This is a genomic window from Cohnella sp., from assembly GCF_041641335.1.
GTDB lineage: Bacteria > Bacillota > Bacilli > Paenibacillales > Paenibacillaceae > Cohnella.
Map to the genome: position 1 here is coordinate 1 of NZ_JBEPYQ010000141.1, position 14,201 is coordinate 14,201.

At 58.7% G+C, this 14,201-nt stretch carries 16 protein-coding genes and 1 other annotated feature; of the genes, 8 read left to right on the forward strand and 8 right to left on the reverse strand.

Features of this window, described 5'->3' with window-relative positions; all coding sequences use genetic code 11:
- Positions 1-477: 477 nt before the first annotated feature.
- Genes ACESLM_RS28930 through ACESLM_RS28940 form a run of 3 tightly spaced genes read right to left on the reverse strand, consistent with a single transcriptional unit; the run spans position 478 to position 4,159 of the window.
- Entirely contained in the window at positions 478-2,574 is a 2,097-nt protein-coding gene (locus tag ACESLM_RS28930) for a peptidoglycan D,D-transpeptidase FtsI family protein (protein WP_372637776.1), read from the reverse strand.
- Entirely contained in the window at positions 2,571-3,719 is a 1,149-nt protein-coding gene (locus ACESLM_RS28935; RefSeq protein WP_372637781.1) for a transglutaminase domain-containing protein, read from the reverse strand. Before ACESLM_RS28935 ends, ACESLM_RS28930 begins: the two co-directional genes overlap by 4 nt.
- Before the next feature lie 5 nt (positions 3,720-3,724).
- Entirely contained in the window at positions 3,725-4,159 is a 435-nt protein-coding gene (locus ACESLM_RS28940) for a hypothetical protein (protein ID WP_372637784.1), read from the reverse strand.
- Positions 4,160-4,342: 183 nt separating this feature from the next.
- Between ACESLM_RS28940 and ACESLM_RS28945 the strand changes: the two genes are divergently transcribed.
- The 3 genes from ACESLM_RS28945 to ACESLM_RS28955 all read left to right on the forward strand — a co-directional run bounded on the left by ACESLM_RS28945 (position 4,343) and on the right by ACESLM_RS28955 (position 6,333).
- Positions 4,343-5,554 (forward strand): MFS transporter, encoded by a 1,212-nt coding sequence (locus tag ACESLM_RS28945; protein WP_372637787.1) that lies wholly within the window; start codon positions 4,343-4,345, stop codon positions 5,552-5,554.
- A 180-nt stretch (positions 5,555-5,734) separates the two neighbouring features.
- Positions 5,735-5,824, forward strand: coding sequence for a sporulation protein YjcZ (locus ACESLM_RS28950; RefSeq protein WP_369827166.1), 90 nt, complete (start codon positions 5,735-5,737; stop codon positions 5,822-5,824).
- 149 nt (positions 5,825-5,973) lie between these two features.
- A complete protein-coding gene (locus tag ACESLM_RS28955; protein ID WP_372637790.1) occupies positions 5,974-6,333 on the forward strand; it encodes a DNA primase in 360 nt (119 codons plus the stop codon).
- Between the two features lie 74 nt (positions 6,334-6,407).
- Here ACESLM_RS28955 and ACESLM_RS28960 read toward each other — a convergent pair whose 3' ends face one another.
- Together ACESLM_RS28960 and cyoE are read right to left on the reverse strand one after the other, a co-directional pair.
- Positions 6,408-7,130: an SCO family protein gene (locus tag ACESLM_RS28960; RefSeq protein ID WP_372637792.1), complete on the reverse strand. Its 723-nt coding sequence runs from the start codon at positions 7,128-7,130 to the stop codon at positions 6,408-6,410.
- Positions 7,131-7,134: 4 nt separating this feature from the next.
- Positions 7,135-7,992 carry a heme o synthase gene (gene cyoE, locus ACESLM_RS28965; protein ID WP_372637795.1) on the reverse strand — a complete coding sequence of 286 codons (858 nt, stop codon included), beginning with the start codon at positions 7,990-7,992 and terminating at the stop codon, positions 7,135-7,137.
- 317 nt (positions 7,993-8,309) lie between these two features.
- Between cyoE and gerQ the strand changes: the two genes are divergently transcribed.
- Positions 8,310-8,762, forward strand: coding sequence for a spore coat protein GerQ (gerQ, locus tag ACESLM_RS28970; RefSeq protein WP_372637798.1), 453 nt, complete (start codon positions 8,310-8,312; stop codon positions 8,760-8,762).
- On the opposite strand, the gene ACESLM_RS28975 is transcribed toward gerQ, so the two are convergent.
- Positions 8,732-9,025 carry a hypothetical protein gene (locus ACESLM_RS28975; RefSeq protein ID WP_372637801.1) on the reverse strand — a complete coding sequence of 98 codons (294 nt, stop codon included), beginning with the start codon at positions 9,023-9,025 and terminating at the stop codon, positions 8,732-8,734. The two genes, gerQ and ACESLM_RS28975, sit on opposite strands and share 31 nt — an antisense overlap.
- A 94-nt stretch (positions 9,026-9,119) precedes the next feature.
- Between ACESLM_RS28975 and ACESLM_RS28980 the strand changes: the two genes are divergently transcribed.
- Complete coding sequence (locus ACESLM_RS28980; RefSeq protein WP_372637804.1) at positions 9,120-10,103, forward strand: metal-dependent hydrolase; 984 nt, start codon at positions 9,120-9,122, stop codon at positions 10,101-10,103.
- 149 nt (positions 10,104-10,252) lie between these two features.
- Here the strand turns inward: ACESLM_RS28980 and ACESLM_RS28985 are convergent, their stop codons facing one another.
- Positions 10,253-10,456, reverse strand: coding sequence for an alpha/beta-type small acid-soluble spore protein (locus tag ACESLM_RS28985; RefSeq protein ID WP_372637806.1), 204 nt, complete (start codon positions 10,454-10,456; stop codon positions 10,253-10,255).
- Positions 10,457-10,545: 89 nt separating this feature from the next.
- Here ACESLM_RS28985 and ACESLM_RS28990 point away from each other — a divergent pair, with 89 nt between their 5' ends.
- Positions 10,546-10,719 carry a DUF5325 family protein gene (locus ACESLM_RS28990; protein ID WP_158223950.1) on the forward strand — a complete coding sequence of 58 codons (174 nt, stop codon included), beginning with the start codon at positions 10,546-10,548 and terminating at the stop codon, positions 10,717-10,719.
- Here ACESLM_RS28990 and trpS read toward each other — a convergent pair.
- Positions 10,716-11,714, reverse strand: a complete 999-nt coding sequence (trpS, locus tag ACESLM_RS28995) for a tryptophan--tRNA ligase (RefSeq protein WP_372637808.1) — start codon at positions 11,712-11,714, stop codon at positions 10,716-10,718. The genes ACESLM_RS28990 and trpS overlap by 4 nt on opposite strands.
- Before the next feature lie 54 nt (positions 11,715-11,768).
- Positions 11,769-12,044 (reverse strand) — a binding site (T-box leader).
- A 148-nt stretch (positions 12,045-12,192) separates the two neighbouring features.
- On the opposite strand from trpS, the gene ACESLM_RS29000 reads away from it, so the two are divergent.
- Positions 12,193-13,314, forward strand: a complete 1,122-nt coding sequence (locus ACESLM_RS29000; RefSeq protein ID WP_372637810.1) for a permease — start codon at positions 12,193-12,195, stop codon at positions 13,312-13,314.
- 13 nt (positions 13,315-13,327) lie between these two features.
- Positions 13,328-14,201 (forward strand): TIGR03943 family putative permease subunit (locus ACESLM_RS29005; protein WP_372637813.1); only part of this gene is annotated, 874 nt, incomplete at its 3' end.

A 14,201-nucleotide genomic window follows, 5' to 3' on the forward strand; every position in this document is an offset into this window, starting at 1 on the left:
CTGTAATGCTGTCTTTGCTCCCCCATACCGGACACCTCATTTTCTTGTTGTATTCATTATCTGTCTGCTCTTATGAGGTGTCCACTTTTTATTCTAGCTCCAGACAGACCGTTACATGAGCGACTGGGGCGGTTGGCGAGGGATTAGCGGTCTCGCAGACCGTTACATGTGCGATTGGAGCGGTTGGCGAGGGATTAGCGGTCTCGCAGACCGTTACATGTGCGACTGGGGCGATTGGCGAGGGATTAGCGGTCTGGCAGACCGTTACATGTGCGACTGGGGCGATTGGCGAGGGATTAGCGGTCCAGACAGACCGTTACATGTGCGATTGGAGCGGTTGGCGAGGGATTAGCGGTCTCGCAGACCGTTACATGTGCGACTGGAGCGGTTGGCGAGGGATTAGCGGTCTCGCAGACCGTTAAAAAGGCAAACCGATGAATGTACATCGATTTGCCTTTTTTTACAACTCCGTATTTTTTACTGGCCGGCGTTCGCCGCAGCGTCGTCACCGGCATCGGCTTGATCGCCGGTCTCTCCGTCGATCGAACCCGAGGCCGGTTGAACGCCGCCGTACAGCTGCGGACGCGGCGTGCCGTACAGACCGATCTCCGCGTCATATGCGTCGAAGATTTGGCGTGCGATCGGAGCCGCACCCCAGCCGCCGTAGCCGCCGTCCGGCACCACGACCGCGACCGCCAGCTTCGGTTTGTCCGCCGGAGCGTAGGCGATGAACACCGCGTTCTCCACTCTGCGGCGGTTGCCGACGTCCTGCTGGGACGTTCCTGTTTTCCGCATGAACGTGTACGGAACGCCATCGAAGCCCTGAACTTTAACCAAGGCCATCCCCTTCTCAATCTCTTTCCAGTATTGTTCGGGGATGTCGATCGAATTCAGCATTTCCGGCTGGAAGCCCACGGTGACATTGCCGTCGACGTCGCGAATTTCCTGCACGAATTGCGGCTTCATCCGCTTGCCGCGACTCGCCAGCGTTGCCGTGTATTGCGCCAGCTGCAACGCCGTATACTTCGCCTGCTGGCCCCAGGAAGACCGGATCAACGCGGACTGAAGGCCTTCGGTCTTCATGCTCTTGAAGTAGTCGACGACGCCCGCGGATTCGCCCTGAAGCCCGCTGCCGGTCGTAACGCCCAAGCCGAACTGCTTCAGGTAGTTGTCCCACAAGATCAAGCCGGAATCTCCATCATACTGATAAAGTTTATTGCCGACCATCGACGACATGAAGGCATTGGAAGATTTCCAGATCGCCTGCCATGCCGTAATTTTTCCGTTGGCCGCATTACTAGCGTTCCAAATCCGAACCTCGTGGCCCTTGCGTCCGAACTCGAAATATCCCGGATCGTTGAACACCGTGCTCGTCGTAAACAGCTTCTCGTTCAAGCCGATCAGCACGGACAGAGGCTTCTGCGTGGAACCGAGGTATACCAGGGAGGACGGATGATTTTTGCGCTGCTCGTACTCCTCATACGGAGGCTGCACCTCGCGGATCGTGCCGTTGTATTGGAAAAACGTGATCGCGTCCAGATCCTTCTGGCTGATCCCGCCCTGCCATACGCTCGGATCGTAGTCCGGCATGCTCGCCATCGAGATCACTTTGCCCGTATCCACTTCCATCGCAACGGCGTAGCCGGTCGTCGGATGCGCGCTCTCGTACTGCTTGCCCTTCGCGTTCCGCACGAAAGCGATATGCTCCATGATCGCCTGCTGCGTCTTCAACTGCACGTTGCGGTTGATCGTCAAGTACAAATTCTCGCCCTTGACCGGTTTCGTCAGCTTCATCGGACCGATAATTTCGCCTTGATTGTTGACGGGATATTCCCGGATGCCGTTGCTTCCGCGCAGCTCATCCTGGTACATCAGCTCCAGACCGTCGAATCCGACTTCTTCCGTCTCGATGTACCTCAGCGCCTTGTCGGCCTGCTCTTTGTTAATCTCCTTGTACTTGTCGAGGTCCTTCGCCCCGCTCAGCTTTTTCATGTAGCCGACCAGCTGCACGGCGACGTGGTCTTCGCTGTACTGGCGAATGCTCTCCTCAACGATGTCGATGCCTTTGAATTCGGAGCGATGCTCGGAGAAGTACGCGATCTCCTCCTTCGTCAACCCCGTCTTGATCCGTCTGGGGTGATGCGCGGAATTCACTCGGCCCTTGAGGTCCATGTCCTCGTAGACGTCCTCCGCCGTAAGCGGCTTGACGCTCTTGTCGCCCAGACGGTCGAACACTTCGACGAGACGGGCTGCGAGATCCATCGCTTCGTCGCTTTTCATTTTCATATCCAACGTATAGTACAAAGATTGCGTCGATACCGAGTACGCGATCTCGTTGCCGGTCGAGTCGTAGATATTGCCCCGGATCGGAGGGACCGGAACGGTTCTGGAGCCGATCTGGTGCTCCTTCGCCTTCAAGTTGTCGCCTTCTACGAACTGCAAGTAAGCCAATCTGACGATCAATACGGAAAACACGAAAAACGTAACGAAGAAAAACACGTTAAGACGGAAGCTGAAATGCCTCCTGTTGCGGATCTCCCGCTTCTGGGCTTCTTCCGTCATGTTGCTGCTCACCCGGTCACTCCTCCTTGCCGTATATGCGTATCGGCAAATCCGGGGGGATCGAACCAATTGCCCGTCTTTGCCCAAGTGGAATCCAGCGGAATCCATCTCTTTTCTTCAGTCGAATAAACTTCGTTCCAGGCGTGCGCCCCGTATCCGCCGCGCCCATCGTAACCGAGCCCGGTCACGACGCGAACGTCCATGCCGACCGCGCGCGCCATGGAAGCGTACAGCCGCGAGTAGTCGATGCACACGCCCTTGCGCGTCACGAACGTCGTCTCCGGGTTTTGCTCCCGCCATTCCCCTAACTCCTCGTAAGCCCGCACCTTATCGTCGTCGTACGAAATGCGCGTTCCGACCCAGTCGTACAGCGCCCGCGCCTTGGCTCTGTCGCCTTCCCGATCCTTCGTGACGGTCAGAGCCGCCTGCACGATGTCCTCGGGAAGCTCGGCGTCGATGACGTCGTACCGCTTCTGCCACAGCTGGTCCAGCTCTCCCGACATCGCCTTCGCGAACACCGGGAGCCGCTCTTCCAGCACGCCTCCCGCGGCCGGGCGGATAATCTGCGCCGCGACCTCCCGGTAAAGCCCGGATTGCTGAATGTAATCCGTCATCGGCCCTTGGGGCAGCAGCGCGCAATAAGCGAACAGAGCCGCCGTGATCAGCAGCGCCCTTCCCGCGCCCAGCACGGCTCCGAGCGCTCCTCCGGCCGCGCGGCTAACCACCCCGCCGGATGATGACGGGAAGCCCGAAGGCGACGCCGGTCCCGGCAGAAGCGCCCTTGCCGCCAACCCGGCCGCCAGGCGAACGAGCGTGTGGACGATCAGGAACAGCGCGGCGAACCGCAGCAGGGGCAGGTCACGCAGCCCGGTTACCGCCGTGTAGAAAAACTGCGACAAAGCGGAAGAGTCCGGACTCGGACGCGCGATGCTGCGTTCGGCGAGCCATCCCTGCAGCCGCGGCGACAGCTCCGAAGCGGCGATCGCCGCGAGCACGACCGCCAGCACCGTCAACAGAGCTTCTCCCAAAAAGGAGGCGAGCCGCCTGACGGAGCCCGAAGCGCCCCGGCGAACGCCCTGGTACAAGGAAAGAGCGATGATCGAGAGCAGCGCCCAGGTGACGAAATTGGCGTCGACGACCGTCCCCCAGCCCTTCATCCCGCTTACTTCGCCGAAGCCCGCGCCTTCGTGACAAAGTCGCGTACCTCGCCTTCCATTTTCCACGTGCCCAACGAAATGCCGCGAAGCTTAACGGAGACCTCCCCCGAGTTCGGCACCCCGGTCAGCTCGAGATTGTCCGTCGTAATCGTGTAGGAGCCGTCCGCGTTCGCCGTGTAGATCGCCTCACTCGCTTCGCCCGCCATCAGCTTGATCGCTTGATCCTTGGCTTCCTCCGACACCTTGGCGCCGACTTCCTTGATGTCGGCGATCGAGTAACCGCCGTAAGTCGCGATGCCGATAACGATCGCGGCTACGAGCACCCATTTGAGCACCGTCTTAACCACCTTGATCACGATCAGAATCGCCACGATCGCCACCGCGATCACGATCCAATTGTCCTGCAGGAACGTCAGCCAAGCGTCCGTATCCAGATTCATCCGATTTCCCCCCATGAAAAAAAGTCGTCTCTCGAATTTCGCATAGTTCCTATTATACCGTAACCGTTCGGTCGCAGTAAACGACGGGCATATCCGCCGGAGGTCTGACGTAAAAGTAGGATAAGCCGCGGTTGCGGACAAGGGGAGCCTCGTCCCCATATCGACTAGGAGGTTCAGGAGAACATGAAAACCGCCGTATGGCTTTATTTATTTTTGTTCGTCGCGTTTTTCGATCTGCACGCCCAATACCCGATGCTTACTCCGTTCGCCGTCTCGCTCGGGGCGGCCCCGTCGTTCATCGGGCTCGTGATGGGCATGTATTCGTTGACGCATCTGCCCGGCAACCTGATCGCCGGAATCGCCGTCGATCGCAAAGGAAGCCGGCTGTTCATCGCCTTAAGCCTGATCGGCGCGGGCATTCTGCTGCTCTTCCAAGCCCGCGTGACCGACCCTTGGCAGCTTCTCTATATCCGCTCGCTCAGCGGTTTCGTGCTTGCCTTCCTGTCTCCGGCCTGTATGTCCCTGCTCGCCAGATTGGCGAAAAACCATATCCAGCAAGGCAAGCTGATGGCCGGCAACGGCCTCGTGCACACGGTCGCCTCCGTCGTCTCCCCCGCGGCGGGCGCGATCCTCGCCGCCAAGCTCGGCTTCAGCCAATCTTTCGCCCTGCTCGGATGGGTGCTGCTCGTTACCGGCATTCTGTCGCTATGGTTCGTCAAGGAGCCCGCCATCGAGCCGCAGCCGGCCGCCGGGGAGAAGAAGCCCGCCGGCGCGTCCGCTCCAGCGGCTGACCCCCACGCGCCGGACGAGAATACGCAAGCGCCCGCGGCCGGAGGGTTCCCCTGGGCCGTGTTCATTCTGCCGATCGGCATGGCGTGCGCGCAAGGCATACTTGCCTTCGAGCTGCCTCTGCGGGGCACGGACGCCGCGACGATCATGAGCACCGGCATCCTGTTTTCGATCATCAGCCTAGGCTCCCTCGTGACGCTCGGACTGCTGTTCCTGAACCGGTACTTGCCGTACTTCCGAACCGTCATCGGAGTCATGCTGCTGGCGATCTGCTATTACGGACTGGCCTCCGACTGGCCGGTCCCCCTGCTGGCGCTGCTGTTCGTAATCGGTATGGCCAAGGGCGTCATCTTCCCTGCGATGACCTCGTTCCTGCTGCAGCTGAGCGGTCCGTCCCGGTACGGGCGGACGTTCTCGATTTTGTCCATTTCGCTGTCGATCGGCGCCTTCCTCGGCCCGGTGGCGGCCGGGGCGGTCAGGGAGCATTTCTCGCCCTATTTTCTATCCTTCATCGCGCTGATGATCGCCCTAACCTTCCTGTTCCCGCGGGCCGCCTTCAAGTCGAACTGGAATCCGGGGGCGGCGCTCCCGCCTCACGCCCATTGACCCGAATCCGCATACGCCCGTTCCCTCCCCGATTCCGGCAAAGAGATTGCCCGGATCTGGGTATCCGCACACTTCGCGCCCGGGGCATTCGCATATGGTGTATGACAGCCCATGCCCGCCCGGCCCTCCCCAGAGCCGAGGTCGGGCCGAATCGGAAGCTGAAGGAACGGGGTGACCCCTATGTCCCAATTCACAGCGGGAAGCGGCGCGACAACGACGATCGTGCTCGTGCTGTTCATCCTTCTCGTTCTCGTGCTCCGCGCCCACTAGGGCGCGAGCCGATCGCCGCCGCCTGGGGCCGACGCCTGCCGCGGCGGCCGACCGCGGAAGCGATAAGGACAAGCAGCCGGGCCGACGCAACAATTCCCGAAAAAATGGTACAATAAGGAGCATATCCCTCAACGACCGGAGGAACCGCCTTGGATATCGCCATCATCGTCGAAGGAAAAAACGACAAAAGCCGCCTCTCCCGCGTTCTCGCCCCGGAAGTGCCGATTCACTGCACGTTCGGCACCTTGAATACGGACCGCATCGAGACGCTTCGCCGGGCGGTCGGAGACCGGCACGTGTATTTGTTCACCGACCACGACGCTTCCGGGCGGCGCATTCGGGGCATTCTGCGCGACGTATTCCCGGACGCCGATCATATCTACACGCGACGAGGATACATGGGCGTCGAAGGAACTCCGGAGGAGTACTTGATCCAGCAGCTGGAGAAGGCCGGACTCGAGGAATACATCGTTTATCCCGAACCGGACGGGCATTTTCGGCTGATCTGAACTGCGGGCGCACACAGACAAGGGCCGTTCCGCAGTCCACTCGACTACGGAACGGCCCTTCGGCGTTTTCCGGATTACAGAACGCTTTTGATTTTCTTCACCATTTCGCTCGGGCTCAGCTTCTGTTCCCCCGTGGCTTCCAAATCGATATAATCGTTGGCCGATATCCAGTCGCGGATCTGCCCTTTCTTGTCGAGCAGCACGATCAGGTTCATATGGCCGAAGTTGCCGTCGTTGTCCTTCTGGACGAGAATCTGGTACTTCCGCGCCAGGTCGGCCGTCTCCTGCTCGTCGCCCCGCAGGAACTTCCAGCCTTCCGGATCGGCTTCGAACCGCTTCGCGTAGTCCTGGAGCAGCTCCGGCGTATCGCGTTCCGGATCGATCGTCACGGAGAGGAACTGCACGTCTTTGCCGAACAGCCCTTGTTCTTTAAGCTCGTCCTGCACTTGAGACATGACGAACGTCGTCGGCGGGCAGACGTCGGGACAATTCGCGAAGAAGAAATAGAGCAGTCTTGCTTTGCCGTTCGTACCGCTCAGCGATATGGACTCGCCGTTCATATCGGTGTAGGAAAACTCGGTTCCCTGCCCTTGCACGGGAAGCTCGTCCTTCTTGTTCTGCTGCTGCAAAATAAAGTACCCCATCACGAGGCACAAGAGAAGCACGACCAGCGAAAAGCCGTAACGTCCGAGCCACGACCTCTGCGGCCCGTCCGGCTTGACCGGCTCCACGACAACGTCCGCTCCGGCGCCGGCCGGCTGCTCGGCCTGAGCCTTCTCTTCCTTCGATGAATCCATCTCCCTACACCCCCGTCGTATTCAACACCATCGTCAGAAACATAATCATCAAATAATTGATCGAAATCATAAAATCCGTTTTCGCCCATTTCTCGTCGTCCTTGGCGCGAAGTCCCCCGACCGCGTGCACGAACCAGACCGCGGCGATTCCGACGGATAAAACAAGGAAATAAATGCCCGCGTAATCGTAGTAGTACATCAATATGGATGCGGGAATGAGCAGCAAAATGTAGGGCAGCATTTGCCATTTCGTTCTCGTCACGCCTTTGACGACCGGCAGCAGCGGAAATCCGGCGGCTTTGTACTCTTCCTTGCGGCGGATCGCCAGCGACCAGAAGTGGGCGGGCTGCCACAGGAACAGCAGCGCGAACAAAATCCAGGCCCCGGCATCGACTTCGTTCGTCACCGCGCAGTAGCCGATGACCGGCGGCATCGCTCCGGAAACTCCCCCCACCGACGTGCTCCAGGTCGAGCTGCGCTTCAGCCACATCGTATAGACGACGATGTAGACGAACATGCCGAGCAGCCCCAGCCAGCCGGTAAGCGGATTAACGAGCAGAAACAGAACGGCGAGACCCGCGATTCCGAGCGCGATGCCGTAGCCGAGCACGAACCCGGGAGACAGTCTCTTCTGCGGAAGCGCCCGGTCGCGCGTTCGTTCCATCTTAAGGTCGAGATCCCGGTCCCAGTAATTGTTGACGACGCAGGACGAAGCCATCGTCAAGGTCGACCCGATCAGCATCCAGACCAGAATCCATATATCCGGGTCCCACTTGGAAGCGACCCAATAACCGCCGAAGGCGGCAATCAAGTTCAAGCGGATAATTCGCGGCTTGGTTAGAGCCACTAGATCTTTAAGCACGGAGCTCCTCCTCATACCTGATGTCTGTTCAATGATACCGCAAATCTTCAAGCATTGACAATGTTCGCCTATCCGAGTTCATCAAATCGCCACTACATGGAAACGGGCGGAGGAGCCCTGCGGGAAAAATCCGTTCGCCCAGTCACACAATCCGGGCCGCCTCAATACACTGTATTGCGACAATCGCCCAGCACCTTCGCAACTGAAGCGGGCGACTTGACTAAGGAGGCTGCGTGCGCAGACGCGAACAGAGTCCGGGGCGATTGCATGGCGCGGATTGTCCGAACGTGTATTAACATCTCAAGGAGGACGTACAGATGTTGAATAACAAAATGCCCTGGGGCGGATATACCCAGCCCCAAACGAGCCTGATGCCCATGAATGCCCAGGCGGCGGGCATGCCGAGCATGATGCCGGCGAACATGATGGTGCAAGGAGCGATGACTCCCCAGTCCATGCCGTCCGGCGTGCCGGCGACTCCGGTCGGAATCGGGATGCCCGGATTGCCGGGCCAGCCGGAAGAATCCTACGTCGAGAACATTCTTCGCATGAACCTGGGCAAGGTCGCCACGCTGTACATGACCTACGAGAACAACTCGGACTGGAACGCGAAAATTTTCAAAGGCGTCCTGGAAGCCGCGGGACGCGACCACATCATCATCAGCGACCCGGTAACGGGCAAGCGCTACTTGCTGCTGATGCTGAACCTGGACTACATCACGTTCGACGAGCCGCTGAATTATACGTTGCCTTTCGGCACCGCCCGCTGACGGAAAGTCCATATTCTCAGCCCGTCGCGGCCACCCTTTACCCATTGCGTCATCTCTTGCCAGGAACGCCCTTCGCGGCGTTCCTTTTCGATTTCGGCCGCCTCGGCTCCCGTCGCCGTTCTGCGGATTTCGACGAAGACGCCAGGCTGAGCCGTATTCTCGGCGAACTCGACGTTCCTCCATAATTCCGGACGGGCTTCGGCCCATTGGAGGAAATGTTCGCGATGTTCCTCCTGAACGACATACTCGCAAAACAAGATCATGACCTTCGTCTCCCTTCATATTTTATAGCGGTTACGTCCATACTTAACCTCATAAAGTGCGTGTTATGGAACAACCTCAAGGGGGGCTTACGTTATGGATACCGGTACGCATTTCGTGTTTGGTCTGGGCCTGGGCGGGCTGGCCATGACCGATCCCGTCATCGCTTCGCACGCCTATGGCCCGATCGCCATTCTGATCGGCACCGTCGCGGGCTCGAACGCTCCCGACCTGGACGGGCTGCTGAGATTCAAAAGCAATGCCGATTATATCAAAAACCACCGGGGCCTGTCCCATTCTTTTCCGGCGATCGCCGGGTGGACCGCGCTGATCACCGCCGCGGTCTCGCTTGCGTTCCGCAGCATCCCCTGGTGGCATATCGCCTTCTGGGTGCTGGTGGCCGTCGTCGTCCATGTGCTGACCGATCTGTTCAACTCCTACGGCACGCAAGCTTACCGACCCGTGAGTAAACAATGGGTGGCCTGGAACATCATCCACATTTTCGATCCGTTTATCTTCTCCGCCCATCTGTTCGCGATCTTGCTCTGGATATCCGGAATCGCCGTTCCGCAAGTCATTTTTCCCGTTCTGTACGCGCTGCTCGGCATTTACTACGGCTGGCGGACGCTCGTGCACCGAAGCCTGTCCAAGAAGATCGCCCGGCAAGACCCCGAGGGCCAGCCCGGCGACCGCTATACGCTGCTGCCGACCGTCTCGCTGTACCGCTGGAATCTCGTCCGCATTTCCACGGATTGCACATACGGCATCGGGGAATGGAGCCATGGGAAAATCAAGTGGCACGACGTGCTGAAATGCGACGAACATCCGGCGATCGACGCCTCCAAGCAGCATGTGGACGTCCAAGCTTTCCTCAGCGTCACGCCCTTCCCTTGCGGGCATGTAAAGCCGCGTACGTGGGGCTACGAAGTCCGCTGGGTCGACGTGCGCTACCGCTACCGCAAGCAGTATCCGTTCGTGGCCGTCGTTCTGATGGATTTGAACCTCCATCCGCTGCAATCGTACGTCGGCTGGCTGAGCGACGAGAGGCTGGAGAAGCGGCTGCGCATGAACTCTTATTGAAGCTGGATCTCAGCGGCTTGAGGAGCTGGATCTCAGCGGCTTGAGGAGCTGTCTCATCAGACGGCTCCTCTTGACGTTTGCTTGCTCAAGGCGCACAATATGAAAAGCCCGAGGGGTTTCCTCGGGCTTTCGGTCCGAACCGATAGTTCTTAGCGACCGGAAAGTTGTTGCTCGGCAATTTGGACAAGCTTCTTGGTGATATAGCCGCCAAGGGAACCTGCATCGCGGGACGTTACGTTGCCGTAATATCCGTCAGCCGGAATTTGGACGCCCAGGGATTGGGCTGCTTCCATTTTCATGCTTTGCAGTGCCGCTTTGGCTTGCGGTACGACGAGTTGGTTGCTTGATGCCATGATTGAAATCTCCCTTCGCCTTAATGATTGGTTTGCAAGCTTGCCAACTTAGTATGCTAGATACGAAGAAAAATATGCGAGGTGAAATCGTGAGTAAAACTTTGTCACTCTTGTTCGCCGTTCTGTCCGTGATCGGCATGCTCGCAACGGGTTTCTCGATCGGCTACAACGTATGGCTGGCGCTGCTCTTCGGCGTCGTCACCCTGGCCGTTACGGGGTTCGGGTTCGTCCTTAAGGCGAAGCTGAGAAAAAAATCCGCTTAGCGAACGAGCGGCAGGAAGCCCATCGCTTCCTTCGCCTTGGTCAGCGTCCGCTCGGCCAACGCGTTGGCGCGCTCGGCGCCGTCCCGCAAAATGCGGTGAATTTCCCCGGAGGAACGCACGTCCGCGTAAATGCGCTGCATCGGCTCGAGCGCCGCGACGACGACTTCGGCCAAATCTTTTTTGAATGCGCCGTAGCCCTGACCGTCGTACGCAGCCTGAACTTCCTCGACCGTTTTGCCCGAGCATTGCGCGTAGATCGTCATCAGATTGCTGACCTCCGGCTTGTTCTGCACGTCGTATACCACTTCCCGGCCCATGTCCGTCTTGGCCCGGGATATTTTTTTGCGGATCTCTTCCGGCGTGTCGAGCATGGAGATGTAGCTTCCCGCGCTCGGGCTGCTCTTGCTCATTTTCTTCGTGCCTTCCTCCAGCGACATGATGCGCGCTCCCTGCTTCGGAATGAACGGCTCCGGGATGACGAACGTGTCGCCGTAACGGTGATTAAACCTTCCCGCCAAGTCGCGCGTCAACTCCAAATGCTGCTTCTGATCGTCACCTACGGGAACAAGCGTAGGGTTGTAGAGCAAAATATCGGCCGCCATCAGAGCCGGATAGACGAACAGCCCCGCTCCCACAGCCTCTTTGCCCTCGGATTTGTCCTTGAATTGCGTCATCCGCTCCAGTTCGCCCATATAGGACATCGTCGTCAACAACCAGCCGAGCTCGGCATGCGCCGGTACATGCGATTGGATGAAAATCGCCGCCTGCGACGGATCGAGCCCCGCGGCCACGTACAGCGCCGCCACGGACTCGGTCTGCTCCCGCAGCGCCGCCGGCTCCTGCGGAACCGTAATGGCGTGGAGATCCGCGATCATAAAGTAACAGTCGTGCTCATGCTGCAGGGCGACGAAATTTTTCATCGCGCCGATGTAGTTGCCGATCGTCAGCTTGCCGCTGGATTGAATGCCGGATAGTACGCGTTGCTGCTTGGACATCGTTCGAATCGCTCCTTTTTCTCATCTCGGGAAAAACAAAAAAAGCCTTCCTCCGTTAGGGACGAGGAAAGCCGTGGTACCACCCTAATTCGTATCGCGACGCAAAAGCCCTGACGCGATACCTTATCGTTCCTGTAACGGGGAACCGTCGGGAAAGCATGGGACGGAAACCTGCCGCCGCGTCGCATGCGCATTCGGGCGGTCGTCTTCCATCGTTTCGCTTCCGGCTCCAAGATCCATTCCGCAAGGCGTGCGTGCCGGCTTTCAGCCAATCGCCGGCTCTCTGTGAGCGCTCCATCCAGGCGTACTTGTTCTCTTCATCGCCGAATATATTTTAGTTGTTACCCATTATACCCCGCCATGCCGCTTTGTCAACCGTCATCGGGCGGTTCGGGCGATTGCAAGTCATGAATGACGAATGTACAAGCATACGCTATAATAATCGTAATGCTTACTATTAGGAATAGGATGTGAAGTCGTGCCCAACGGTTGGATGAGATGGACTACCGCAGCGGCTTCGGTCGTATGCGCCGCGCTGCTGGCGTTGATTTTTTTCGGCCGGGATTTGTCGGAATGGACCTGGACCCTGGACAACACGAAGCTGCAAAATTTCAAAATCATTTTCATCAGCATCATTCTCGAAGCGCTGCCGTTTCTGCTGATCGGCGTCATCGTATCGGCGCTTCTGCAGGCGTTCGTGTCGGACGATCTCGTGCGCAAGCTCACTCCCCGCAACCCGGTGGCGGGCGTGCTGTTCGGCACCTTGCTCGGCATTATTCTTCCGCTCTGCGAGTGCGGGATGATCCCGATCGTGCGAAGGCTCATGCGCAAAGGGCTGCCCGCTTACATAGGCCTTATCTATATCGTCGCCGGTCCGATCATCAACCCGGTCGTGTTCGGCGCCACGTTCCAAGCTTTCCGTGCGAACGAGAATCTGGCTTACTCGCGCTTCTATCTGGCGTTCTTCGTCTCCGTCGCGCTCGGTTTCATTTTGTACGACCGTCTGAAGCAAAGCCCTTTGAAGCCCGATCACCCTGCCCCGATCTCCGCCTCCGCGCAATCGGGGACCGCTTCCGGACACGGTCATGGACACGACCATCGTCATGACGACCATGGACATAACCACCATCATGGTCATCAGCACAGCCACCATCACGAGCACCACCACGTCGACAGCAATGCGCCGTTTCTCAAGAAACTGTCAGCGACGCCATCCCATATCGCCGACGAATTTTTCGAGATGGGCAAATATCTGATTCTCGGGTCGTTGATTACCGGCTTGATGCAGACATTCATCACGCGCTCGTCGTTCGCGGCCGTCGCCGACCACGAGCTGCTGTCCCATCTATTCATGATGGCATTCGCCTACGTGCTGTCGCTCTGCTCGACTTCGGACGCGTTCGTGGCGGCTTCGTTCGGCAATCTGTTTCCGCCCGCCGCGCTACTGTCCTTCCTCGTGCTCGGGCCAATGCTCGACTTGAAAAACACGCTGATGATGCTGGCCGTATTCCGCAAAAAATTCGTTCTCAAATTCAGCCTGCTGATCGCCGTACTCGTCCTGATCGGTTCGATTGCGTTCGATCGGCTGGGAATCGTCTAAGGAGGTTTTCCCTTTGCCTAAAACATCCGCCGCTCTGGCTTTCCACTATTTGGCGAGAGCGCTCTTGCTCGCCGGCTTCGCGCTGCTGATCGTCCAGCTTGTCCGTTCCGGCAATCTGAACCTGTACATCGCTCCCCGGATGCAGCTGATCGTCAAGCTGTCGGCGCTGGGGCTATACGCGGTCGCGGCTCATCAGTTCTATTCGGCCATTCGCGCCTTCTTCGATAAAAACCGGCAAGGCGGTCCGGATTGCGACTGCACGCATGAAATGCCCGCGACTTGGGGCAAGAGCCTGCTCTTCTACGGCTGGTTCGCGCTGCCGCTGATCATCGGCTACGTCGTGCCCGACGGGCTGCTCGGCAGCAGCATGGCTTCGGCCAAAGGCGTGCAGTTCGCTCCCCAGACTACGGTCGTGAGCGAACCTCGGGCCGCGCGGTCCGAGGCCGTTCCGACGCCGTCCGTCGAGCTGCCCTCTCCAAGCGTGAGCGCGCCGGCAGCTGAGCCGGACCCGGCCGAACAGGAAAGCGCAGGGACGGACGCAGCCGGACAGGAAGCAGCCAAACAGGAAAACAAAAAACCGGATGCGCCCGTCGCACTGGATCGTAAGCTGTCTCCTGAGGAGCTCGACCTGCTTTTCCCTTCCGACAATTTTACCGAGGCCTACGCCGCTTACGGCAAAAAACTTTTCCAAAGGGATGTCGTGCAAGTCACGCCGAAAAGGTTCATCGAAACGCTGACAACGGTCGATCTGTACCGCGATGCGTTTCTCGGCAAAACGATCGAAATCAGCGGCTTTGTCTACCGCGAATCCGGCATGGGGCCGCAGCAGTTCGGAATCAGTCGGTTCGCCGTCGCCTGCTGCTCGGCAGACGCGTCGCCTTACGGCG